The 24860-nt window shown below is 68.6% G+C and carries 19 protein-coding genes; 10 read left to right on the forward strand and 9 right to left on the reverse strand.

What is annotated here, in order from left to right; all coding sequences use genetic code 11:
- Nucleotides 1–19: 19 nt before the first annotated feature.
- Nucleotides 20–2143, forward strand: coding sequence for an alpha-L-fucosidase (locus CHC08_RS23710; RefSeq protein ID WP_089209557.1), 2124 nt, complete (start codon nt 20–22; stop codon nt 2141–2143).
- A 217-nt stretch (nt 2144–2360) separates the two neighbouring features.
- Here the strand turns inward: CHC08_RS23710 and CHC08_RS23715 are convergent, their stop codons facing one another.
- Complete coding sequence (locus CHC08_RS23715; RefSeq protein WP_089209558.1) at nt 2361–2942, reverse strand: CGNR zinc finger domain-containing protein; 582 nt, start codon at nt 2940–2942, stop codon at nt 2361–2363.
- A 130-nt stretch (nt 2943–3072) separates the two neighbouring features.
- On the opposite strand from CHC08_RS23715, the gene CHC08_RS23720 reads away from it, so the two are divergent.
- From CHC08_RS23720 to CHC08_RS23730, 3 genes are all read left to right on the forward strand, one after another.
- On the forward strand, nt 3073–4071 hold the full coding sequence (locus CHC08_RS23720) for a zinc-dependent alcohol dehydrogenase family protein (protein ID WP_089209559.1): 999 nt from the start codon (nt 3073–3075) through the stop codon (nt 4069–4071).
- A gap of 275 nt (nt 4072–4346) precedes the next feature.
- Nucleotides 4347–4778, forward strand: a complete 432-nt coding sequence (locus CHC08_RS50765; protein ID WP_338055698.1) for a zinc-binding dehydrogenase — start codon at nt 4347–4349, stop codon at nt 4776–4778.
- 350 nt (nt 4779–5128) lie between these two features.
- A complete protein-coding gene (locus tag CHC08_RS23730) occupies nt 5129–6112 on the forward strand; it encodes an alpha/beta fold hydrolase (RefSeq protein WP_089209560.1) in 984 nt (327 codons plus the stop codon).
- On the opposite strand, the gene CHC08_RS23735 is transcribed toward CHC08_RS23730, so the two are convergent.
- On the reverse strand, nt 6069–7130 hold the full coding sequence (locus tag CHC08_RS23735; RefSeq protein ID WP_089209561.1) for a DMT family transporter: 1062 nt from the start codon (nt 7128–7130) through the stop codon (nt 6069–6071). The two genes, CHC08_RS23730 and CHC08_RS23735, sit on opposite strands and share 44 nt — an antisense overlap.
- A 73-nt stretch (nt 7131–7203) precedes the next feature.
- Between CHC08_RS23735 and CHC08_RS23740 the strand changes: the two genes are divergently transcribed.
- From CHC08_RS23740 to CHC08_RS23770, 5 genes are all read left to right on the forward strand, one after another.
- Nucleotides 7204–8121: a LysR family transcriptional regulator gene (locus CHC08_RS23740; protein ID WP_089209562.1), complete on the forward strand. Its 918-nt coding sequence runs from the start codon at nt 7204–7206 to the stop codon at nt 8119–8121.
- Nucleotides 8122–8817: 696 nt separating this feature from the next.
- Entirely contained in the window at nt 8818–10392 is a 1575-nt protein-coding gene (locus tag CHC08_RS23750) for an alkaline phosphatase D family protein (RefSeq protein ID WP_089209564.1), read from the forward strand.
- 16 nt (nt 10393–10408) lie between these two features.
- Nucleotides 10409–12418, forward strand: coding sequence for an NPCBM/NEW2 domain-containing protein (locus CHC08_RS23755; RefSeq protein WP_089209565.1), 2010 nt, complete (start codon nt 10409–10411; stop codon nt 12416–12418).
- Nucleotides 12419–12998: 580 nt separating this feature from the next.
- A complete protein-coding gene (locus CHC08_RS23765) occupies nt 12999–13307 on the forward strand; it encodes a hypothetical protein (RefSeq protein ID WP_089209567.1) in 309 nt (102 codons plus the stop codon).
- Between the two features lie 27 nt (nt 13308–13334).
- Nucleotides 13335–15314 carry a hypothetical protein gene (locus tag CHC08_RS23770; protein ID WP_089209568.1) on the forward strand — a complete coding sequence of 660 codons (1980 nt, stop codon included), beginning with the start codon at nt 13335–13337 and terminating at the stop codon, nt 15312–15314.
- A 10-nt stretch (nt 15315–15324) separates the two neighbouring features.
- On the opposite strand, the gene CHC08_RS48460 is transcribed toward CHC08_RS23770, so the two are convergent.
- Nucleotides 15325–15801 carry a hypothetical protein gene (locus CHC08_RS48460; protein WP_143653326.1) on the reverse strand — a complete coding sequence of 159 codons (477 nt, stop codon included), beginning with the start codon at nt 15799–15801 and terminating at the stop codon, nt 15325–15327.
- Between the two features lie 473 nt (nt 15802–16274).
- On the opposite strand from CHC08_RS48460, the gene CHC08_RS23775 reads away from it, so the two are divergent.
- Nucleotides 16275–16475 carry a DUF397 domain-containing protein gene (locus tag CHC08_RS23775; protein ID WP_089209569.1) on the forward strand — a complete coding sequence of 67 codons (201 nt, stop codon included), beginning with the start codon at nt 16275–16277 and terminating at the stop codon, nt 16473–16475.
- Nucleotides 16476–16625: 150 nt separating this feature from the next.
- On the opposite strand, the gene CHC08_RS23780 is transcribed toward CHC08_RS23775, so the two are convergent.
- The 6 genes from CHC08_RS23780 to ccrA form a co-directional block, all read right to left on the reverse strand.
- Nucleotides 16626–18620: a phosphocholine-specific phospholipase C gene (locus CHC08_RS23780; protein WP_089209570.1), complete on the reverse strand. Its 1995-nt coding sequence runs from the start codon at nt 18618–18620 to the stop codon at nt 16626–16628.
- Nucleotides 18621–18736: 116 nt separating this feature from the next.
- Complete coding sequence (locus tag CHC08_RS48465) at nt 18737–18925, reverse strand: DUF6203 family protein (protein ID WP_143653327.1); 189 nt, start codon at nt 18923–18925, stop codon at nt 18737–18739.
- 81 nt (nt 18926–19006) lie between these two features.
- On the reverse strand, nt 19007–21100 hold the full coding sequence (gene fusA, locus CHC08_RS23785; protein ID WP_089209571.1) for an elongation factor G: 2094 nt from the start codon (nt 21098–21100) through the stop codon (nt 19007–19009).
- A gap of 488 nt (nt 21101–21588) precedes the next feature.
- Nucleotides 21589–22494, reverse strand: a complete 906-nt coding sequence (locus CHC08_RS23790) for a 3-hydroxybutyryl-CoA dehydrogenase (RefSeq protein WP_275937199.1) — start codon at nt 22492–22494, stop codon at nt 21589–21591.
- A gap of 23 nt (nt 22495–22517) precedes the next feature.
- Nucleotides 22518–23507, reverse strand: coding sequence for a 3-oxoacyl-ACP synthase III family protein (locus CHC08_RS23795; protein WP_089209589.1), 990 nt, complete (start codon nt 23505–23507; stop codon nt 22518–22520).
- Nucleotides 23508–23509: 2 nt separating this feature from the next.
- Entirely contained in the window at nt 23510–24856 is a 1347-nt protein-coding gene (gene ccrA / locus CHC08_RS23800) for a crotonyl-CoA carboxylase/reductase (RefSeq protein ID WP_089209573.1), read from the reverse strand.
- Nucleotides 24857–24860 lie beyond the last annotated feature (4 nt).

The following is a 24860-nucleotide window of genomic DNA, read 5'->3' on the forward strand; positions in this document are numbered from 1 at the left end:
AGGCACCAGAGAGGACTCCATGCGGTCGACATTCCTACGAGCAGCTCTGTCTCTGCTCCTCGCACTGACGGCGACGATCATCATGCCGCCGTCGCCGGCGGGCGCCGCGCCCGGCGACAACTACGTCGCCGATGACGCGCTGAGCTCATCGCGCACCCGCTGGTTCGACGAGGCGCGCTTCGGCATGTTCATCCATTTCGGCACGTACGCCATGTACAAGGGCCAGTACAACGCGTGTCGCGAGGTCGAGTGGATCAAACGGCAGTGCAACATCCCGTGGAGCGAGTACGAGGCGAAGGCCGCCACCTTCAACCCCGCCTCGTTCGACGCGAACGCCATCGTGCAGCTGGCCAAGCAGGCCGGCCAGAAGTACATCGTCATCACCGCCAAGCACCACGACGGATTCGCCATGTGGCCCACCGCCGTCAACCGGTGGAACCTCCGCGACCACTCCGGCTTCTCCCGCGACCTCCTGCGCGAGCTCAAGACCGCAGCGACCGCCAACGGCATCAAACTCGGCTTCTACTACTCGATCTGGGACTGGCACGACCCGGACTTCGTCGGCAACTTCCCGGCCTACGTCACCAAGATGAAGGCGCAGCTCCAGGAGCTGGTGACCGGCTACGACCCCGCCGTGCTGTGGTTCGACGGCGAATGGGCCGAGACCAACCCCACCAACCCGTGGTCGGCTCAGAACGGCGAGGATCTGGAGCGGTTCGTCCATGGCATCTCGCCGCAGGTCGTCATCAACAACCGGGTGGGCAAGCGCCGCGCCGTCGATGGTGACTTCGGCACCCCCGAGCAGGCGCTCGCCGGTTCCCCGCCCTCGATCCAGCTGCAGGAATCCTGCATGACGATCAACAACACGTGGGGATATGCGGCCTGGGACACCAACTTCAAGTCACCGACCACGATGGTGCGCGACCTGGCGACCCTGACGAGCAACGGCGCCAACCTGCTGCTCAACATCGGCCCCACCGACACCGGGGCGGTCACCGCCGGGCAGGCCGACGGCCTGCGCGGCATCGGAACGTGGATGGCCGTCAACGGGGCGGCCATCACCGGCGCGGGCCATACGGGCCTGGTCACCCAGCCGGCCTGGGGCCGCGTCACGCGTAAGGGCAACAAGCTCTATCTGATCGTCAACTCCTGGGCCGGCACCCTGCATCTCAGCCGGCGCTCGCCGTTCACGGTCACCGGCGCGCGGGTGCTCGGCAGCACCTCACCCGTGACCGTGCGGGCCGCCGGAGACGGCTACGACTTCCTGCCCGGCGGCGGCACCACCAACGCCATCGCCACCGTCATCGAGGCCGACATCACCACCCCCGCGCCCACGGCGGCCGGCACCGGTTCCGGGCTCAAGGCGGAGTTCTGGAACAACACCACGTTCACCGGCACCCCGGCGGTCACCCGGACGGATCCGACCGTCAACTACGCATGGCGTTTCGGCGGCTCTCCGGCGTCGTCGATCGGCGTCGACAACTTCTCCGGCCGCTGGACCGGATCGGTCGAGCCGCGTTACTCCGAGCGCTACACCTTCACCACCGCCTCCGACGACACCGTGCGGCTGTGGGTCGACGGGCAGCTGATCATCGACAACACCACCCCGCACACGGCGGCCGTCGATCAGGGCAGTGTGACCCTCGTCGCCGGCCGCCGCCACGACATCCGGCTGGAGCAGACCGAACGCGGCAGCGAGGCGTTCATGAAGCTCGCCTGGGCCAGTCCCAGCACACCGGCCCAGATCGTGCCGCAGTCGCAGCTGTATCCCACCGTAGGGACGATCCAGCGGTTCAACGACAACGTGGCCACCTACAGCACCGGCTGGTCGACCAGCAGCGCCCGGGGTTTCGGTGACTACAACGACGACGTGCGGTACACGACCACCAACGGCGCGTCGTTCACCTACACCTTCACCGGCACCGGCATCGACTACCTGTCGGAACGCAATTCCGACCAGGGTCTCGTGGACGTGTATCTCGACGGTGTGCTCCGGGCCACCGTCGACACCACCAACGGCACCCGCCTGACCCAGCAGGTCATCTACAGCGCCCGCGGGCTGCCGCAGGGAACCCACACCCTGCGCGGCGTCAAACGATCGGGCACCTACATGCTCGTCGACCGTTTCGACGTCACCCCCTAGCCGTACCCGGCCACGACGTCGATGACGTCGGGCTGGTCGTGAGATGGGAGAACCTCCGGCAGGAGTGGAGATGCTTGACGTCTTCACCCCTGCCGGAGGTTCGCTCACGGCAGGCCATTGATCGGTACGCCCGGCGTTGAACCGGCCTAAAGCCTGGTCACCTCGGCGTATTCGAAGTTCATGAAACCGGCTCCGGCTCGGCCCGGTGGCATTCGGGTCAGTGCTGAGCATCGGGCGTGGCGCTCGACCTTGCCGTGCGTGCGCGGTATGCGGCGACGTTGCTGCGGTTGCCGCAGATTTCGTAGGAGTGCCAGCGGCGGGTACGGCTGCGGGTGGTGTCGTAGAAGACCCTGCGGCACACGTCGTTGGCGCAGATCCGGAGGCGGGACCAGGTGCCCGCGGTGACCAGCGCCGCGACGTCGAGCGTGATCCCGCCGACGACGGGGTCGCCGGAGACCTGGCGCAGCCGTACGTGCCCGGGCGTGGAGAAGTCCTGCTGGAACGTGATGGACGAGGTGCGCCCGGTGAAGGCGGCCCAGTCCTGTGCCGCGTCGGCGGGGTCACCCGCGGCGACCAGGTCCATGAGATCCGCACGTAGCGCGCGGACGAGATCGAGCCGCCGCGGCGAGGGCTCGCCGTCCTCCTGTCCGAAGGGACGCAGAAGATCCATGACCAGCTCGGGATTGTCGAGCTTGTCCGCGTGGATCGCGTAGGCACGCGAGTTCAGGAGGTCCACGAGCGCCGCCGCGGGTGCGGGAACACTCGCCTCCTGGTCTGTGCGTGTCGTGGTCGTTGACATGCCGACATCCTATGACGACATGGTCTATTCAGCAACGAGCTTTACGCAGTTCGCCCGGAGGTGCTACAACTGTAATTGTCAAACGAACGAAGCCGCTTACGGCACGGCTAGGTACTGAGAGAGAACAATCATGAGCCAGATCATCCTCACCGGCATCGGCGACGTCGACGACAACGTCCGTCTCGAGAAGAACCCCGATCTGACCATCGATGCCGGCGACCTGCTCGTCGCGATCGAGGCCGCGCCGGTGAACCCCACCGACTTCCTGCTCGCCAACGGCTGGTACGGCGTGCAGCCGGAGATCCCGAGCACTCTCGGGTCCGAGGGCGTCGGCCGGGTGCTCGAGGCCGGATCCGTCTCCAACCGGGAGCTCGTCGGAAAGCGGGTCGTCATCCTGCCGACCTACGAGCAGGGCACCTGGTCGGACCGGGTCGTCGTCCCCGCCCGCAACGTCGTCGTCGTGCCCGAGGACGCCGACGCGCTGCAGCTGTCCATGCTGGCGATCAACCCGGCGACCGCGCACATCCTGCTCAACCGCTACGTCGACCTCAAGCCGGGCGATTGGATCGGCCAGAACCTCGGCAACTCCGCCGTCGGCCAGATCGTGATCGCCCTGGCCAGGCTCGCCGGCGTCAGAACCCTCAGCGTCGTGCGCCGCGAGGAGGCCGCCGAGCGACTGCGGGCGCTGGGCGCCGACGTCGTCCTCGTCGACGGCGACGACCTCGGCGAGCGGATCGCCGAAGCCCTCGGCGGCGCGCGTCTGCGACTCGTTCTCGACGGAGCGGGCGGAACCACCCCGGGCGCCCTGGCCGGCGCGCTGGAGTTCGGCGGCACCGTCGTCAGCTACTCCTCCACCACCGGTGAATCCTCCCCTCTTTCGCTCGGCGACCTCATCTACCGCGAGATCACCCTGCGCGGATTCTGGCTGATCAACTGGATCCGCAACGCCCCCCGCGCCGAGATCGAGAAGACCTACTCCGAACTCGCCGACCTCGTCGCCCGGGGCGTACTCACCGTTCCGGTCGAGGCCACCTACGCCCTCGATCAGTACAGGGAGGCCTTCGCCCACGCCCGCACCCCCGGGCGCGCGGGCAAGGTGCTCTTCGCCCTCACGTCCGCGAGCGCCTGAGAGACCCCGGGGCCCTGACTCCGGTCACGCCGGCCATCCGCCCGGAGTCAGGCCCCGGCACCTCACCGGCGAGCGGCCGATCGATCGGTCGCTCGCCGGGCATCCTTCGCCGGCCGGTTCCGACCGGCCGGGAAAACCACGTACCGATGAGGAAGATTGATGTCTACGTATCGCGCATTCGAACTGACGGGATCACGCAATTTCACCCTGGTGGAACGTGAACTGAGCGAGCCGCTGCCGGGGCAGGTGCGGCTGCGGGTGGAGACCTCCGGTGTCTGCCACTCCGATGTCCTGGCCGTCGAAGGACTGCGCGCGGACCCGTCCGCGCCGATGACAGCGCCGGCGAGGACCCTGGAGCGGCGTTGCAGAAGCTCGGCGGCGCCGCCGCGATCATCGCGACCGCGGCCAGTGGCGCGTCGATGTCGCCGCTGATCGCCGGGCTGACGCCTCGTGGCCGGATGATGGTGGTGGGGGCGGCGCCGGATCCGATCTCGGTGCAGACCACGGAGCTGATTTTCGGGACGCGGACGCTCAGCGGAAGCCTGACCGGCAGCTCGATCGACAACGAGGACAACCTCCGGTTCAGCCTGGCCCGGGGCATCCACCCGATGACCGAGGTCCTGCCGATGGCGGACGCGGCCAAGGCCTACGAGCACATGCTGTCCGGCCAGGCTCGGTTCCGCGTCGTACTGGACATGACGGCTTGAGACGAAGGCGTGGGCCTCGCGACCATCTCGCGAGCGCCTCGCTTTACAATGTAGATTAATAGGTTTCCACCCGGTCCGTTCGGAGACTGGACCAAGGCGCTCACCGGCCGTCGTCGACCGCCTCACCCGCAACGGAGCGAACATCGAAACCGGCACCGGCTTCTACCGCTTCGCGCCGAACACAACCTCGGCTGAGACGTCTGTCGTAGTCACCGGGACAAGAATCGACCCCGGTGGGGACGGGTGAGCCGAAGATTGTTGCTGAAGCGGCAACAGGATTCGCGGGCTTCTCGGCCACCATCCCATGATGGGGAGGCGCGCCAGAGGAGCGCTTCGATTCGGGGGGATTTATGTCGCGGGCAGTTCAGGCAGGGGAAACGCACCGTCTGGTTCCTTCCCCGGCGGGCCGGACCCATCTGGTGGAGCGGGGCACCGGGCCGCTGGTGCTGTTGGTGCACGGGTTTCCGGAGTCCTGGTACTCCTGGCGCCACCAGCTGGCGGCATTGGCCGCGGCCGGATACCGGGCGGTGGCCGTGGACGTGCGCGGATACGGCCGTTCGTCCAAGCCGGACGGGGTGGCGGCCTACCGGATGCTCGAACTGATCGAGGACAACGTCGCGGTGGTGCGCGCCCTCGGCGAGGAGACCGCGATCATCATCGGTCACGACTGGGGTTCGGGCATCGCCGCCGGCAGCGCCCTGGTCCGGCCGGAGGTGTTCACCGCGGTCGGGCTGCTGAGCGTCCCCTACGCACCGCGGGGCGGGCCCCGGCCCAGCGAGGTCTTCGCCCGGATGGGCGGCGAGGAAGAGTTCTATGTCAGCTACTTCCAGAAGCCCGGCCGGGCCGAGGCCGAGATCGAACCGGACGTCCGCGGCTGGCTGGCCGGGTTCTACGCCGCGCTCTCCGGCGACACCATGCCCGTCCCCGGCATGCCCGACCCTCATTTCGCCACCCGCGGCGGCACGCTCCGCGAGCGGTTCCCCACCGGCCCGCTGCCGTTCTGGCTCGACCAGGACGACCTGGACGTCTACGCCGGAGAGTTCGAACGCACCGGCATGAGCGCGGCGCTCAACCGTTACCGGAACATGGACCGGGACTGGGAGGACCTCGCTCCGTGGGACGCGGCCCCCATCGTTCAACCGTCGGTGTTCATCGGCGGCGCCCTGGACGCCTCCACCACCTGGATGACCGACGCGATCGACGCCTACCCCGTCACCCTGCCCGGACTCGCCTCCTCTCATCTCCTCGACGGTTGCGGTCACTGGATCCAGCAAGAACGCGCCCATGAGGTCAACCAGATCCTGACCGGCTGGCTCGCCTCCCTGCCCGCCTGAACCACCCCGCCGCTCGTCCGCGCCCGGACCGGCGAAAGCCGTGCCCGAACGTCTGGTGGGTCCCGGGGTCGGGTTGGCCGGACGCCGGACGCAAGCTCTGGTCCTGGCGGCGGGTGCCGGTGCGTCGGAGCTGGAGGACGGCCACGGACGACAGCACCAGCGCTCCGCCGGCGAGCTGCACCGGGGTCAGGGACTCGCCGAGGATGAGCGCGGCCAGTGCGGCGGTGACGACGGGCTCGAAGGTGGACAGGATGGCGGCGGTCGACGGGCCGGTGCGCTTGAGTCCGGCGAAGAAGGTCAGCATCGCCATGACGGTGGAGACCACGGCGATGCAGGCCAGCCAGAGCCATCCCGACCCCCCGAAGCCGAGATCGACGCCGCTGGTGAGCAGGGCGCGGGCGCCGAGGGTGCCGGCCGCGCCGGTCATCACCAGCGCGGACAGCACTACCGGTGCCAGCCGGTGCACGACGGTGTCGGCGACGAGGATGTAGACGGTGTAGGTGATCGCGGAGGTGAAGGCCAGCAGCGCCCCGAGCGGGTGGAAGCTCACGCCGCCGGCGCCGAGCAGGACCAGCAGCGTTCCGCCCGAGGCGGCCGCCAGCGCGGCTCCGCGCGCGGGGGTGAGCCGGTCACGGCCGAGCAGCACCGCCACCACGGTGACCATGACCGGGTAGGTGTAGAGGATCAAAGCCAGCAGGGATGCGTCCATCAGCTGCAGCGCGGAGAAGAACAGACTCGCCTGCGTGGCGTACCCGATGGCACCCAGGCCGATGGCGATGGCCAGCACCCGGCCGCGCGTCATCGCCGACCGACCGGCCGCCTCACCCCGGGGAGAACCGGAGGCGGCGCGGCGCAGCCCCGGCCGCACCAGCAAGGCGATCCCGAGCAGGACGGCGGCCAGGGTGAAGCGCACCAGCAGCAGCGCCCCGGGGGAGACGCCGGCGTCGTAGGCGAGCTTGCCGAAGATCGCCATAGCGCCGAAGCCGGCCGCGGACAAAAGACACAGTGCTGCACCCATGCACCCAAGGATTGGACACTTGACCCATCGGGTCTAGCGATGATTTCTGGAGGTGACTGGTTAGGATTCCCGCATGATCGAGCTGGACCTTCGACGGCTGCGCTTTCTGCGGGAGTTCGAGGAACGAGGCACCCTGGCCGCAGTCGCCGCGGCTCTGGGCTACAGCCCTTCCACGATCTCCCAGCAGCTCGCCCTGCTGGAGAAGGAAGTCGGCGCCCGGCTGCTCGACAAGGCCGGGCGCGGTGTGCGGCTTACCGACGCCGGACACCTGCTCGCTCAGCACGCGCGGGTGTTGCTGTCAGCCGCCGAGGCGGCAGAAGCCGACCTTGCCGCCCTCAGCGGCGACATCCGGGGCACTGTCCGCGCCGGCGGCCTGCAATCGGCGGCCCGCCGCCTCCTCATCCCGGCGGTGGCCCGCATGAAGGCAGACCACCCGCAGGTTCGCGTGGAGATCTTCGAGCTGGAACTCGAACAGTCCCTGCCAGGTCTACGCCTGGGCGCGGTCGACCTCGTTATCGGCGACGAGTACGACAGCCATCCCCGCCCTCGCCCGGCCGGACTCCGCTTCATGCTTCTGCTCGAAGAGCACCTGAAGATCGTGCTGCCGGCCGCGCATCCACTCGCCCGGCCCGGGAGACCCGTGGCGGTCACCGACCTGCGATCCGACATCTGGGCCGCCTCCGCCGAGGGCACCGGCCAGCACGCCATGGTCGTCGGGACCTGCCGCGCCCTCGGAGGCTACGAGCCCGACCTCCGGCACCGCTCCAACGACGCCGACGTCCAACTCGAACTCGTCCGCGCCGCGACCGCCGTCGCCCTCCTGCCGGCCCTGACCCTGCCCAGCGACGACCCCGCCCTCGCGATCCGAGACATCGCCGAAACCACCCTCAAACGCCGCCTGGTCGCCGTCACCCGAGACACTCCACCCACTCCCGCACTGACCGCCCTCCTGACAGCCGTGACGGACCAGGTACACAAGCTCGACCTGTAGAAGCCCGCTGGATCAACTGCTCGGTGTTTTTTGGGGCTGGAACCTACGGGCGGTCCATCAGGACGGGCAGCGCCCGAAGAGGACCGAAACCGGGAAACCTCACCGCGTACAGGAGCAGGAGGCCGAGAGCCGTCAGCGAGCCGATCAGCGGAAGACCCGGTGCACCGATCGAACTCCTCGAGTACGCGGCCGGCGCGGGGCTGCCGTAGCCGTGAGAGATCACCGTCGTCCGGTGGAGACCTCGATCCGGATGCCCCAATGTAAGCCTCCCCGTCGGGCCTGATTACGCCGGTGCTCACCAGATGTTCGGGGAGCACCGATAGACAAGGTCGTCTCTACGAAACGGTCACCGGCCCCGCTTCTGGTCGGATGACGGACTTTTTCGCGGTTCCTGGGAGGACGAGCTGATGTCGCGAGTGGATTTCACAGACGTCAGTGAGGCCGCCTGCGAGTACTCTGCCCCCGTCTCCAACCTCGATCAGGGACAAGCCGTCGCCCTGGGTCACCGTCCAGACCGTCCAGGGGGCCGCGCGTCGCTCAAGTGACCCTCCCCTGCCGGCCACCGGCAGAGCGGCTGTCCCACAGCAGGCCGCATCCGCAGGACAAGGAAACCCGCGCCGTATCCCTCTCCGTCCATGCCTGGCCGGACCTCCCGGCGCGAATCCGGTTGACCTCTCTGTAAGGAGAACGCTCCGCATGCCCCCCACCTCCAGGGGAATCACCCGACGTTCCCTCATGGCCGGCGGTGCCGCTCTGGGCCTCGCCGTCGCGCTCAACTCGCCCGTGCGCGCGGGAATCCGATCCACGGGCAGCCGCCCCACCCCACTGACCGACGTGTTCCGGCTGGGCGTGGCCTCCGGTGAACCGGACTCGCGGGGAGTCGTCCTGTGGACCCGCCTCGCCATGGATCCCGTCTCCCCCGACGGCCTCGGCGGCATGCCCAACCGGCAGGTGCCGGTCCACTGGGAGGTCGCCAAGGACGAGCGGTTCAAGAAGATCGTACGGCGGGGGGTCGAGGACGCGAGGCCCGAGGAGGCGCACAGCGTCCACGTCGAGCTGGACGGTCTGGACTCCGGCGCCGAGTACTTCTACCGGTTCAAGGTGGAGAAGGAGCTGTCGCCCGCGGGCCGTACCCTCACCGCTCCCGCGCCCGGGACCAGGAAGCGCGACCTGCACCTGTCTTTCACCTCCTGCGCCGACTACCAGAAGGGCTGGTTCACGCCCTACCGCCGCATGGCGGAGGACCACCCCGATCTGATCGCCTTTCTCGGCGACTACATCTACGAGTACGGCGACTACAAGTACCCCGTCCGCGACCAGGCCGGCGGGGAGTGTTTCGACCTGGCCGGTTACCGGCTGCGGCACGCCCAGCACAAGGCCGACCTCGACCTGCAGATGGCCCACGCGATCGCACCGTGGACCGTGGTCTTCGACGACCACGACGTCGACAACGCCTGGGCCGGTGACGTCCCCGAGCAGCCCGATCCGCCGTTCCCGGGACGCAGGGCCGCCGCCTTCCAGGCATTCTGGGAGAACATGCCGATGCGCCGGTCGCAGAGGCCGAAAGGCCCCCAGATGTCGCTGTACCACACGCTGCGCTGGGGCTCTCTCGCCAACATGCATATGCTCGACACCCGGCAGTATCGCGACCTCTACGCGTGCACCGGCAAGTCCGGCACCGTCGGCGACGACTGCACCGACCGGTTCGACCAGAACCGCACCATTCTCGGCGCCGACCAGGAGGCCTGGCTGAGCGGTCGGCTTCGCGATTCCCAGGCCGTCTGGGACCTGCTCGGCCAGCAGGTCTTCTTCATGCAGATGGACTGGACGAACGGCCCGGCGCACGGCTACTCCAACGAGGGCTGGGACGGCTACGTCGCCAGCCGCAACCGGGTGACGGCGGCCATCGCCGACAACAGGCGCAACGGCGTGGTCCTCACCGGAGACGTTCACGCCCACTGGGCGGGCGAGGTGAAGCGTGACTACGCCGACCCCGAGTCGCCGTCCGTCGCCGTCGAGCTGGTCTCCACCTCGGTCACCTCCGAGGGCGACGGCGCCGACGCGGCCGCCAACACCCAGACCCTCCTGACCGAGAACCCGCACGTGAAGTTCTTCAACGGCCGCCGCGGCTACGTGCGGACCGTTCTCTCCGAGCAGGAGATGAAGGTCGACTTCCGCTCTCTCGGTTACGTCTCCGAGCCGTACGCCCCGGCGTACACCTCCGGTTCCTTCGCCATCGAGCCCGGCAATCCCACCCTGAACCCCGCCTGACGGAGAGCCCTCCCCCATGTATCGCAGAACGGCCGCCGCCCTGGCGGTCCTCCTCGCCGCGCTCGCCGTCCCGGTCGCCTCCACGGCTCAGGCCCGGACCGTGCCCCCATCCATCAGCGCCCCGCCCATGGGCTGGAACAGCCGCCTGCTCGCCTGCAACGTCTCCGAGGCGGCGATCAAGAACGCCGCCGACACACTGACCGGCAACGGCCTGGCCGCGGCGGGCTACAGACACGTGATCATCGATGGGTGCTGGCTCGCCAAGCAGCGGGACCAGCAGGGCGGCCTCGTCGCCGACCCCGCCCGTTTCCCCGGCGGGATCAAGGCGCTCGCCGACTACATCCACGGCAAAGGCCTCAAACTCGGGCTCAGCCACTCGGCCGGCACCACCGCCTGCTCCGGCGGCGGTCCTGGCGCCTACAGGCACGAGGCGGCCGACGGGGCGCAGATCGCGAGCTGGGGCGTCGACTACCTCAAGGACGACTGGTGCTCGATCCCGACCGCGGACTTCCCCGGCCAGAACGTCCAGCAGATCGCCCAGACGCTCTACCCGCCGATGCGCGACGCGCTCGGCGACTCGGTCGCGTTCGCGATGAACAACGAGGACGGCAGCACCGTCCCGTGGCTCTGGGGCAGGCAGGTCGCCACCACCTGGCGTACCAACGTCGTGACCTCCCCGCTGGCCGACTCCTACGGGAGCATGGTGACCGCCTGGGAGAACAACATGCTGCGCGGTGAGTACGCCGGGCCGGGCAGCTGGAACGACCCGGACCTGCTCCAGGCCGGCCGGGGCGGCATGTCGGCCAGGGAGTACCAGACCCAGTTCAGCCTCTGGGCCGTCATGGCGTCCCCGCTGATCGCCCAGGCCGACGTGGCCAAGCTGAACGGCGACATCATCGGCAACGCCAAGGTGATCGCCGTCGACCAGGACCCTCTGGGGGTGCAGGGCCACTACACCAGCACTGACGGCTGGTACCACGTCGTCGACAAACCGCTCCGGAACGGCGACCACGCGGTGGTGCTGTTCAACGAGAGCAACCGCTACGCGACCATCACCGCGACGGCCGGACGGCTCAGGCTGCCCGCCGCTCCCGAGTACCGGGTCGAGGACCTGTGGACCGGCGCCGTCTCCCTGACCAGGGGGGACATCGGCGCGGCCGTGCCCCCGCACGGCGTGGTGATGTACCGGATCAGCGATGGCGGACGGGTTAGTGCCCCGCCCGCGGTGACGTTCGAAGTCGACCCGTCCTCGTTCCTCGGGAACAACCGGCCGACGATCCTCGAACCCGGCAGGGCCAACCGGATCATCACCAGGGTCACCAACACCGGTGACACCGACAAGATCAACAAGGCCGCCGTCTCGCTGACCCTGCCCGACGGATGGAAGGCGAAGGCGGCCACCCCCGCCACCTCGAAGAACCTCGCGGCCGGTGACGCCTTCGAGACGACCTGGGAGGTCACTCCGCCCGCCGACGGGCAGCTGACCACCTACCAGATCGGCGGCAAGGTCACCTGGAAGGGCGGGCCCGAGATCACCTCCGGCGCCGACGTCCTGGCGGGCAAGGCCCCCGCCTCGGGTACGACGTACCTGAGCGACCTGCCGTGGACCGTGATGACCAACCACCTCGGGTCCGTCGAACGGGACCGGAGCAACGGCGACGGCGGCGCCGCCGACGGCCGCCCCCTCACCGTCGAGGGCACGGTGTACGCCAAGGGCCTCGGCGGCCATGCCCCCGCGGACGTCGAGTTCTACGTGGGCGGCCGGTGCTCCACGGTCGAGTTCCTCGGCGGGGTCGACGACGAGGTCGACGAGCCGACGATCAAGCACGGATCGGTGGAGTTCCAGGTCTGGACGGATGGCGAACTCGCCGCCCGGTCCGGCGTGGTCACGGGCGACCAGCCCGCGAAGAAGGTCACCGCCTCGGTGAAGGGGGCGACGTACATCCGCCTGGTCGCCACCAACGGCGTCGACAACGCGTACTGGGACCACGCCGACTTCGCGGACGCGAAGATCACCTGCGACTGAGAGAGCACCTTGATCATTTCGATCTGGGCCGGCTGGAGCCGGCCCAGATCGACAGGCATATACAGCAGTGCGTGACCAACGGCCCGGCCGCTGTGGTCGCTGAATCTGGAGACGCAGCTCTCGTTCACGGTTCTCGTGCCGCCGCTCGCGACGGAGCTCCCGTTCTTCGGCGTCCTTCTGGTCCCAGCGTGCCCGGGTCTCCTTGATCTGGTGGAGGGGGACGCGGGACATCCAGATGACGATGACCGCGATGGCCAGGGGCGTATCCACATGGCCGGTGAGGACCAGCGCGAAAATGGCGATGAAACACAGCCATGCGGCGGTCTTGGCGGCGATTTCCATCGTGTCGACGTGTTCTTCGAACAGGGATATCCGTTACCTCGACGCTGTCGAGTGGAGCAATCGTTCCGACATGGATGGAATGGCCGAAATATCGGATCTGCCCATTCTCTCGCCCGTAGTTCCGGGACGGAGATGCGATATCAGCGGTGTCCGGGACTTGTCGGTGTAGACGATCTATATCTACTGTGGTATTAATTTTTCTCTTTCATGGCGGGGTCCTGGAGAGGACGGGGGCGGCGTGGCCGAGCCGATGGTGCCCAATCCCCGGCACGCGAAGCTGCAACGTCTCCTCACGGAGGCCCAGGACAGGGCACAGGAGGTACGGCAGGCCTACCAGCGCGCCTCCTCGGCGATGCGGTCGGGAAAGGTCTGGACGGGGCCGACGGCCACCACGTGGACCACCGAGCTGGAAGACCGGCACCAGCGGCTGGGCCGGCTGGCGCAGCGCGTGGTGGACGCGATCGAGGAGGAGCTGCGCCGCCACCCTCCGCTGGTGACCGAGTCCCAGGCGAACGCCACACGCCGGGAGATGGCCGGGCGCACATGACCGTCGTGACCGCGAAGGGAAGGCTCCATGGCACCCACCGCCGAATTCTGCGGCATCGATCCCGAGGAGATGGGACAGCTCGCCACCTCCCTGCGCGGCGCGGCGGACCGGCTGACCGCGTTCAGCAAGGAATTCGAGGGGAAGCTCCGGCAGCACGGGATCAGCACCCCCGCGCTGCGGGAGATCGCTGACATCGCCGACTGGGGCGGCACGCAGGTCTCCATGCTCCACAGCCGGATCGACCTGATCAACACCCTGAGCAAGGGCGCCCCGGAGTTGGGTGGGGCGGGCGGCGCAGCCTCGATGGCGGCGAGCGGGCAGGGGATCGTCCGCCTCCCCGACGAGCTGGAAGGCTTCGAGACCGCCCGAGGCCTGGCGAACATGTACGGCAACGACATCCTCGTCAACCGCGGCGGCGAGCTCCAGGCCGCGCTCATTCACGAACACGCCGACGAGGTCGCGAAGCTCGCGAAGAACCCCCAGGCCGCCGCCGCCTTCTTCGCCCTGCTGTCTCCAACGGTCCGCGACAGCCTGCCGGGTCTCATCGCAAGCACCGGCAGCACGACCGCCAAGCAGGACCTGGCCGCCTTCAGCACCGCCCTCGGCGCAGCCCTGCGCGCCCCCGCCCTCGTCCCGGCCTTCGCCAAGGTCAGGAGTGACTTGGTGAGACCGACCGGCAGCAAGGTCGCCGCGTGGAATCGGCTCGCGCTGCTCAAGGGCGCGAACGCCCCTTCCAGCGTGCGCAGCGCGGCGGCCCGCGCCCTGGTCCTGGACGAGTTCATGAAGAAGCCTCAACAGGACTGGCGCGCGGCCGGCCCCACCGAGGTGAGGGCGTACGGCCTGCCCTCGGATGTGGTCGCGCTGGGGCTGGAGGTGCTCGCCGGGGACGGTACGGCGGCGCGGGACGCGTTCGCCACAATGGGCGGTACGGACGTCAAGCTGAGCCAGGTCGAGAAGATGAAGCGGTTCCTCGACTACGCCAAGGGGACGGGCACCGGGGACGAGGTGGCCAACGCCTTCGGCCGGGTGATGGAGGCGGGCACCGAAGCCACGACTGAGAAGGCAGGACAGCACAGCCCGGCCGCCGCCGCCTTCGCCCTAGACGCGATGCGGGCTGCGGGCTCCTTCGGCGATGATCTGCCGACGGTCGCCAAGGACTCCATGGTCACCATCGCGAAGTCCTACATCCACGAACTGGCCTCCGGTGCCCGCTTCGACAAGGCCCTGGATCGAACCTCTGGGATGGGGATCCCTGCCAACTGGATCGCCCTTCCCGGGGTGACCCCGGCGTTCTATCTCAGCCCGGGGGACACTCATCGCTTCTTCAAGACCTTTGTCGGGGACAAGCAACTCACCAACGACTTCGACAAGACCGCAGCGCAATTCCGCCATGACACGCTGGTGGCGGCGGCGCGTCTGGACGCACAAGACGGAACCAGACACTTCGAGGACACAGCGAGGATGTTCGGCGATCTCGCCGGCGTGGAGTTCAAAGCGACATTAGATGTGCGTGGCGAGCAGGACGCCACCAACGACTTGATCCTCGACATCACCAAGAACACCTTTGCCCTCGGGATCGACCAACTGCCCATTGTGGGAACGGGATGGGAACTGACTAAGGCGTACGTAATCAGCGCCGCCCTCGACGGCGTAGCCGACAGCATCGAGACACGAGTCGAGGAGGTCACCGGTGCCCGGTCAGATTTCGTCCTGCGCCAGAAGTACGACATGGCTTACCTCCTTCATGAGGCCGGTTACCCGGCGAGCGAGCCTCCTGCCGAGCTCATCAGCAAGAGCACCGGCGACCTCAAGACCTATGACGAACTCCTGGCCGAGGCAGAACAGGAAGCCAACGATGACAAGAAGTGGGAGCAGGTACTGCGAGAGAAACTGACACCCTATGAACGTTGGATGGACAGCAATAATGTTTTAGACACCAAGATCGAAGATGCCTCACATTTTCAAACCAGCGACCAAGCCAAAGAGCAGCTACGAGTCTGGAACTGAGCTGGTTTCCTCATCGCGGCAAGCAGGGAGTCATTGCATCCAGTCGCCAAGTGGGAGCCTCAGGAGCCACATATACGGTCACCGTGATACCTAGGCCCTTCTTCACACCGTGGATGAACCGTCCTTCATCGGTATCCATCTGGCTGTATTCATGCTCCAACTTATATCCGAAGTCTTGGACAAGGACGTTCTCCATCAGCGCTTGGGATCGACCTAGATGAGAGTCCATCGGTTCGTTGATGCGTTCATAATCGGCCGTAGCTCGCAATACTCGTCTAAACTTTTCTTTGTCACAGGGGACGTCCTTGTCTGGACGCTGCAGGATACGCAGTTTCTTGAGTGGATTCTTGAAGACTCCATTGGTCTCCAGTCGCTGCGTATCCCTCTGTAGCTCCGCTGCCGCCTCCTTCAGCGAAGGCCCTGAAGTACATCCCGATGCTGCCATCACCAGCGCCAAACCGATGACCGTTAGCCGGGCGAAACGCATTCAGTACCTCCGGGGGATGGCTGAGACCGGGACGCACCCAATCCTTACCCACTCGGCCCGCCTTCGCCACACCCTTCCCATATCCGTTCGTCAATGAGGGCCGCCTTAGCGTCGATCGCCAGACTCCACCCGTCACCGTCGACCTTGGGTATGTCCTCGCGGACCGTGTCCGCGACCTGCCCGACCGGCGAAGTTTCCACCACCACCGTTTCGCATTCCGAGTGCTTTCTAATTTTATGACCGAGATATTAGAGAGTGCTATCGCATTCATGCACCGCCTGGCCCGTCTCCGGCCGGGAAGATGATGAACTGCTTTCTTTGTCCAACTGCCAGGAAGAGGATTTCTGTACCTAGACTGCCTTACCGGTAGTGGAGAGACCAGCGGATCGGCAATCCAAGCCAGATCGGATGATGACAGCCGCTTGTCTGCCCAGGCTGAATTAATTATCACCGATCGAGGAAGTGAAACGCGAATGGACCTAAGCGCCGCCATCTGGCGGAAGTCGTCGCGATCTTCAGGAAACGGTGGCCAATGCGTCGAGGTCGCCGCCAACCTGCCCGGGGTGGTCGTCCTCCGTGACAGCAAGGATCCCAATGGTCCCAAGCTGCTTTTCACCCCTGCCGAGTGGAGAGCATTCGTCGGCGGGATCCAGTCCGGAGAGTTCGACCGCTGAGCTGGTCTCGGGGAAAGAAATCGCCCGATCAGGAGGCCGTTCCAGACCGAAACCAGCGCAACGCCATACCTTTGTCGTTATCGACCGGATCGCCTCGACCTCGTCGCCGACGCGGTCAGCGTTCGGCAACACCTGGATCGACCCTGCTCCTCAGCCCGTGATATTGGGCTTGCCGTTCTCGATGTGTCCCATCAGGCGGCGGGCGAAGGAAGTATCTCCGGTGTCCCCGGCGACGGTGACCAGCAGGTCGTACCATCCGATCGCGGTCTGCCACGGCACCCGGGCGCTGCCCCGGGCCGCGAGCCGGAGGGTCCGTGGCGCTCCGCCGTACGCCAGGGGTGAGATCGTGACGTCGACCGGCGACTCACCGCCGTTGACGACGGTGATCTCGATCGTCCGCGTGGCCGCGTCGATGACGCTGGTCAGCTCTATCGGGTCGTCCGTCCCACCCCGGAACTCCCGGCGGAAACCGTTCGGCCCGGTGAGAACGAGGGCGTACGTGGGGCACGGGAAGTAGATCACCTCACGGGCGTGGCCGAGCACGTCGAAGTGGAGAGGCCGGACGAGCTCCCCCATGTAGCCGTACAGCGCCAGATGTGCGCTCTCCGTACCGGTGTTGCTCATCGTGATCTCGACGGAGCGCCCGCGGATCCGCGCCGAGGCGTCAGGCCGGTACGGCAGCGCGCGTGCGGGTTTGGTGCCCGGTTCCTGGTCGGGCATCCGCTGCTCGGCGGGGACGTCGGGATACCAGCGGCCGACGGAGGCGCTCTTCGAGGCGCCGGAGACAGGCGTCTCCACCGCAGGGCGCGCCCGCGGGGCGGCGAAGTCGAAGGCGGAGGTGAGATCGCCGGCGACGGTCCGCCGCCAGGCGCTGATGTCAGGGGCCTTGATTCCGAGCCAGGTCTCCAGGAAGCGGACGGTCGAGCTGTGGTCGAACGTCTGGGAGCAGACATAGCCGCCCACGCTCCACGGTGACACGACGGTCATCGGGACGCGCATGCCCAGCCCGAGGGGCCGTCCGGCGACGAACTCCCCCGGGGTGCCGTCCGGCGGCACGGGCGGGGGGACGTGGTCGAAAAAACCATCGTTCTCGTCGTAGGTGATGAAGACCGCCGTGTTCGCCCACACCTCGGGACGCGACGCCAGGGCGTCGAGAACCTGATAGATGACCTTCCCGCTCTCGACGGCCGAGGACCCCTCCGGGTGTTCGGAGTCGGCGAGCGAGGTCACGACGTAGGAGACCGCCGGAAGGCGTCCCGCCGCCACGTCGGCGGCGAACCACTCCCCCAGCCCTCCCGTCCCGGTACGGCGGAGCGCCCGGTCGTAGAGCTCGCGGTCGGCCGGATCGAGACGCGCCGCCTTCTCCTCCAGCTCGGCGAGCATCGGCGCGGGGTCCTCGGACGCGCGGACCTTCTCGTAGAAGGAGTGCATGCTGGTCTGCCCCAGCTTCGCCATGACCGCCTTGAAGGCGGCGAAGAACTCAAGGTTGTTGCACTGGTAGTTGTCCCATTCCTGGTACACCTGCCAGCTCTGCCCGGCCTGGGTCAGCAGTTCGGGCACCGTGATCCAGGAGTAGCCCGGGTGCCCGTCCTCCTCGCAGGCGCCGTTGTCGACGACCCGCTGCTCGGTGCCCGGCTCGTAGCCCGTGTATCCGGAGATGTGGTAGTTGCGGTTCGGCGTCGTGGAGGTCAGCAGCGAGCAGTGGTAGGCGTCGCAGATCGTGAACGTGTCCGCCAGCTCGTAGTGGAGCGGGAGGTCCCGGCGGTCGTAGTACGCCATGGTGGAAGGGCCCTTGTTGGGGACCCAGGCGTCGTTCCAGCCCATCGCCCAGGCGTTCTGCGTGCCGAGCCAGGTGTGGTCGTGGGTGTCGAGCAGCATCGGGTCGGTCCCCGCGCGCTCGGCGGCCTCCCGTACGGGGAAGGGCAGCACCCCGTCCTGCTCGAAGGCCGGCCTCCAGGCCCGGGTGGACACCGCGTTGCGGTCCCCGTAGCCGCGCACGCCGCGCATGCGGCCGAAGTAGTGGTCGAACGACCGGTTCTCCTGCATGACAAAAACGACGTGCTTGAGATCGGCGAGGGTGCCGGGCGGAGCGGGTCGCTCCAGCAGACGTGTGAGGGAAGGGGGAAGTGAGGATCTTGCCGGCATCGATGCGTCCCTTTGGCGATATTTCGGGCAAGCCTCAACCTAACAACCCGGCCTCTCCGGTCACGCGCCCGGACCCACCCGTGTGAGCCCTACCTCCGCCGTCCGCCCCGCCCGCCCTACCTCCGCGGTCCGCCCCGCCTGCCCTGACCCTGGAGGCGATTCCTCCCCCGTCCGCCCCGCTCACCCTCGCTCTGGGCGCGCTCCTTGCGTCGTCGTCCCAGTAACCAGCCCAGCCCCAGGATCGCCAGGCCGATCGGCGTACGTGCCAGCCAGCGCGCCACCACGACCTTGAAGAATTTTTTCATGGGGCACCTCTACCCTCCGGGAGGCAAAACAGGCCCGACGGTGGCCCCGCCCTCGTACGGGCGGGGCCATCGTCGGGAGTTCTACCGGGACGGCGTCCCGTTGGACACCGCGCCTGACACCGGGGCGTACCCGATGGCCCGGGTGGTGAAGGTTCCCCTGCCCTGGGTACGGCTACGCAGCCGGGTCGCGTAGCCGAACAGCTCGGCCAGCGGCACGGTCGCGGTGATCACCACCGTGCCCGCCCGCGCGGTCGAGCCCGAGACCCGGCCGCGCCGTGCCGCCAGGTCCCCCAGCACCCCGCCGATGGCGTCGTCGGGCACGGTGACCGTGACCTCGACCAGCGGTTCCAGCAGCACCATCACGCTGGCGCGCAGTGCCTCCCGCAGCGCGAACCGGCCGGCCGTCTGGAACGCCATCTCCGAGGAGTCCTTGGGATGGGTGGCTCCGTCGGTCAGCGTGACCCGCAGGCCGGTCACCGGATGACCGCCGAGGGGCCCCTCGGCCAGGGCGTCCCGGCAACCCGCCTCCACCGCCCGGACGTACTCCCGCGGCACCCGCCCGCCGACGACGGTCGAGCGGAACACGAAGCCCGCCGTGCCGCCGTCGTCACCGGCGGCGTCCAGCGGCTCCACGTCGAGGACCACGTGGGCGAACTGACCGGCGCCTCCGTCCTGCTTGACGTGCCGGTACAGCAACCCGGACACCCCGCGGGCGACCGTCTCCCGGTAGGCCACCTGCGGCCGGCCGACATTGACCTCGAGCCCGTGGGCGCGACGGATCTTCTCCACCGCGACCTCCAGATGCAGCTCGCCCATTCCCGACAGCACCGTCTGACCGGTCTCGGGGTCCGTCCGGACCACCAGCGAGGGATCCTCCTCGACCAGCCGGGCCAGTGCCGACGCGAACCGGTCGGTGTCGGTGCTCCTGCGGACCTCGACCGCCATGGAGACCACCGGGTCGACCACGGCAGGCGGTTCGAGGACCAGCGGCGCCGCGGGGGCGCACAGGGTGGCCCCGGTGCGGACCGTCTTCAGCCCGACCACCGCGACGATGTCCCCGGCCACCGCCCGGTCCACCTCCGTGTGCCGGTCGGCCTGGACCCGCAGGATCCGGCCGATCCGCTCGGTGCGCCGTGCGCCGGCGTCCAGCACCGCGTCTCCCCTCTCGATCGTCCCCGAATAAACACGCAGGTAGGTCAGCCGCCCGGTGGCGGTCGAATTCACCTTGAAGACCAGCGCGGCGAACGGCGCCGCCGGGTCGGCGGCCCGCTCCTGCACCGTGCCGCCCTGGGTGCCGCGTACCGGCGGTACGTCCAGCGGCGAGGGCAGGTAGGCCACGACGGCGTCCAGCAGCGGCTCGATCCCGCGGTTGCGGTAGGCCGATCCACACAGCACCACCACGCCCTCACCCGTACGGGTCAGGTCGCGCAGCGCGACGGCGAGGGTCTGTGCGGAGATCGCCGACTCCGTGCAGAACTCCTCCAACGCGATCGGGTGCAGCTCGGCCACCGCCTCCTCAAGGAGCCGGCGGCGCCGGTGCGCCTCCTCCCGCAGGGCGTCCGGCACCGGACCCTCCCTGAACGTGTCGCGGTCGTCGGCCCAGACCAGCGATCGCATACGCAGCAGATCCACCACTCCGGTGAACCCGTCCTCCTGCCCGATCGGCAGCTGGACGACCAGCGGGGTCACCCGCAGCCGCCCCCGGATCGACGCGACCGCCGTGTCGAGGTCGGCGCCGGCGCGATCCAGCTTGTTGACGAAGGCGATCCGCGGCACACCGTACCGGTCGGCCTGCCGCCACACCGACTCGCTCTGCGGTTCGACGCCCGCGACGCCGTCGAACACGGCGATCGCGCCGTCGAGCACCCGCAGCGAGCGCTCCACCTCGTCGGAGAAGTCGACGTGGCCCGGGGTGTCGATCAGATTGATCCGGTGGTCGTCCCAGGCGCAGCTCACCGCCGCGGCGAAGATGGTGATCCCCCGATCGCGCTCCTGGGAGTCGAAGTCGGTGACGGTCGTGCCGTTGTGCACCTCGCCACGTTTGTAGGTGGCGCCGGTGACGTACAGGATCCTTTCGGTGATGGTGGTCTTGCCCGCGTCAACATGGGCGAGGATGCCCAGATTGCGGACGCCGATCAGCGGGTTGGTGAGATGACGGTGCAGGTTGGTACGCACGGCCCATGCCCTTCAGGACGATCCAAAGAGGACAGCGCGTTTCCCGGACGAAATGGCCTGAGGTCAGGCCATGCGGAAACCCCTGAGGCGGCGCGACCGCGTCGGGACATGCTTGACCGGTCGGCTCAGCACCGGCGGATCAGGGGTCAGGCGTTCGTCAAGGGCGTCCGGTGCCGGCCGCGCAGCCGGCATCGGGCACCAACGAAGACACCAGGATCACCTCGTACCGTGACCGGGGAACGACAACAGCGGTGCGGTAGCGCACGGCAGGCTCCCCTCACTCGTCAAGGCGCGCGCCGCGAGTCGTGGCAGCGCGTGGTTCATGGTTCGTGGCGAGTGTACTGAAACCCCTGTGGACGGGAAACCGATTTCTTTCACCGACGTAAGCGCATGCTCATGTACGGACCGGTCGCGTCCAGTGGTGCATGAGTCGATCTCCGCGTGGATCCGCACCCCGCGCCTTCCCCGCGCTCCGGTACGGCCGGCGTCTACCGCGGGTGGTCGAAGAAGCCGGAGCCGGTCTTGCGGCCCAGCCGGCCGGCGGTGACCAGTTCCCGCAGCAGCGGCGGCGGCGCGTACAGCGGCTCGCCGAACTCCGCGTGCATCGCCTCGGCGACCGACGCGACGGTGTCCAGGCCGATCAGGTCGGCCAGTTCCAGCGGGCCGAGCGGGTGCGAGCAGCCCAGCTTCATGCCCCGGTCGATGTCGGCCGGGGTGGCGTGCCCCACCTCGACCATCCGCACCGCCGCGAGCACGAACGGGATGAGCAGCGCGTTGACGACAAAACCACAGCGGTCGGCGGAGCGGATCACCTGCTTGCCGAGCACGTCCGCGGCGAAGGCCTCGGCGACGGCCACGACACGTTCGGCGGTCCGCTCCGCGGACACCACCTCGACCAGCGGGAGCACCTGTGCCGGGTTGAAGAAGTGCATCCCCACCACGCGCTCGGGGCGCTCGGTGCACTCGGCCAGGGTGGCGATCCGCAGCGAGGAGGTGTTCGACGCCAGGATCGCGCCGGGGTCGGTGAGCGCGGCGTCGAGCGCGGTGAACACGCGTCGCTTGAGCTTCTCGTCCTCGGTGATCGACTCGATCACCAGCTGCCGGTCGGCGAGGTCGGGCAGCGCGTCGGTGAACGAGATCGCGGCGAGGGCCCGTTCGCGGGCTTCGGCGGTGAGCTTGCCCCGGGTGACGGCCCGGCCCAGCGACTGGGCGATCCGCCGACGACCGGCCTCCGCCGAGCCCGCCGAGGAGACCGCGACCCGCACGTCCAGGCCGGCCTTGGCGCAGAGTTCGGCGATGCCGGCGCCCATCGTGCCGCAGCCGACGACGCCCACCCGGGTGATGCCCGCTCCGGTGCTCCCGGCCGCGCCGCTCTCCACCGCGATGCTTCCCACTCCCGTGCTCCCCGCCGCGGTGTTCATCGCGCGGCCGTCCACCGCAGCAGGGCCGCGCCGAGCGACATGCCGCCGCCGAACGCGGCGAGCAGCACCAGGTCGCCGTCGCGGAGGTGCCCGCCCCGGTGGGCGGCGTCGAGCGCGAGCGCGACCGACGCGCTGCCGGTGTTGCCGTACCGCTCCAGCGTCCGGTGGGTGTGCGCGTGATCCAGACCGGCGAGGGTCACCAGTTCGCTGAGCAGTACGCCGTTGGCCTGGTGCGGCACGAAGTGGTCGACGTCGGCCAGCCGGTGACCGGTCCGCTCGACCAGCGCCTTGACCGCGCCGGGGACGTTCTCCATGACGAAGTCCCGCACGCCCCGGCCGTCCATCCGGAAGAAGTGCTCACCGTTGTCGACGATCTCGTGTGTGGTCGGCATCCGGCTGCCGCCGCCCTTCACCCGGATCAACCCGTGCGCGGATCCATGGCTGGCCAGCTCGACGTCGAGGAACCCGCCCGACGGCACGGCGCCGACCAGCGCCGCCCCGGCGCCGTCGCCGAGCAGCACCACGGTCTTGCGGTCGGTGACGTCCAGGATCCGCGAGTACACGTCGGCGGCGATCACCAGCGCGTACGCGTCCGGCTCCTGGGCGACCAGCGCCCGGGCCAGTGCCAGGCCGTAGACGAAGCCGCTGCAGACGACATTGAGGTCGAAGCACGCGGCGCGGTGCGCGCCGAGGGCGTCCTGCACCAGGTAGGAGGTGGGCGGCTGCGGCGAGTCAGGGGTGGAGGTGGAGACGATGAGGTATCGCAGCGCCTCGGCCGGCAGCCCCGCCTGCTCAAGCGCCTGCTTCGCGGCCTCGACCGCCAGGTCGGAGGTGGCCTGGTGCGGTGCGGCGTAGCGGCGGGTGACGATCTGCGTCTTGCGCTCGATCCACTCCGGAGTGACGCCGGCCGGCCCGGCGACGTCCGCGCCGGTCACGATCTGCTTGGGGACGTAGGATCCGGTGGCCAGAATTCCGATCGCGCTCATCGTCACACCCGCGCCGTCGACGCGTACCGGCGCCACGAGGTGAGCCGTTCGACGCCGATCCGTTCCCGGGCCTCCGGATCGGTGACCCCCAGCCCCTCGGTGGGGGCGAGGCAGAGCACGCCGACCTTGCCGACGTGCCGGTTGGTCTGCACCAGCCGCAGCGCCTCACCGGTCTCCGCCAGTGGGTAGACGTCGGTGAGGATCGGCACCAGGCCGCCCTGCCGGAACAGCCGGGCGGTGTCCCACTGCTCCTGCAGGTTGGCGATGTGGCTGCCGATCACCCGCTTGAGGTTCATCCACAGGTAGCGGTTGTCGTACTGGTGCTGATAGCCGGTGCTCGACCCGCAGGTGACGACCACGCCGCCGCGCCGCACGACGTGCACCGACGTGCCGAACGTGGCCCGGCCGACGTAGTCGAAGGCCACCCGCGGGTCCTCGCCGAGCTCAGCCCTGATCTTGCTGCCGAGGCGCTTGCCGTACTCGATCGCGTCCGCCGTACCGTCGGCGCCGTCGCCCATGCCGATCTCGCGCCGGTCGATGACCACGTCGCAGCCCTGCTCGCGGAGGATCTGCGCCTTCTGGTCGGAGCTGACCACCCCGACCGCGATGCCGCCGCCGTTCTTGACCATCTGGACGGCCAGCCCGCCCAGGCCGCCGGTGGCGCCCCAGACCAGGACGACGTCGCCCTGCTTGATCTGCGCGCCGCGGTCGCTGACCAGCATGCGGTAGGCGGTGCCCGCGCACAGTGTGATCGAGGCGGCTTCCTCCCAGGTCAGGTGCGGCGGCTTGGGCACCAGCTGGCTGGCCCGCACGATCGTGTAGTGGGCCAGGCCGCCGAAGTTGGTCTCGTACCCCCAGGCCCGCCCTTCGGTGCCCATCATGCCGTCGGCGTGCGAGCCCGGATCCTGGTCGTCGACGTAGGCCGGGCTGACCATGGCGTGATCGCCGACGTTCCAGTGCCGTACGCCGTCGCCGACCCGGACCACCACGCCGGCGGCGTCCGAGCCGACGACCTGGTGGGGCAGGTCGTGGCGGGCCGCGTAGCCGCCCTGCCGGGCGAACCGGCGCAGCGTCGTGAACGTCGAGATCGGCTCGAACATCGCCGACCACACCGTGTTGTAGTTGATCGAGCTGGCCATCACCGCGACGACCACCTCGTCCGGGGCCAGCCGGGGCATCGGCACCGGCCCGACGTGCAGCGACCGCCGGACGTCCTTGTCGGTCTCGCCGTCGAAGATTCCGACGTCGGAGGCCCGCAGGTGCGCCGCGAGGAACTGCTCCGGGAGCGGGAGCCCGCTGAGTTCTTCCGGCGTTGCGCCGGAGAGCACCGCTTCGGCCAAGGTATCCATGAAA

Origin of the sequence: Streptosporangium subroseum (assembly GCF_900188345.1) — a bacterium.
In the GTDB taxonomy this organism is placed as follows: domain Bacteria; phylum Actinomycetota; class Actinomycetes; order Streptosporangiales; family Streptosporangiaceae; genus Streptosporangium; species Streptosporangium subroseum.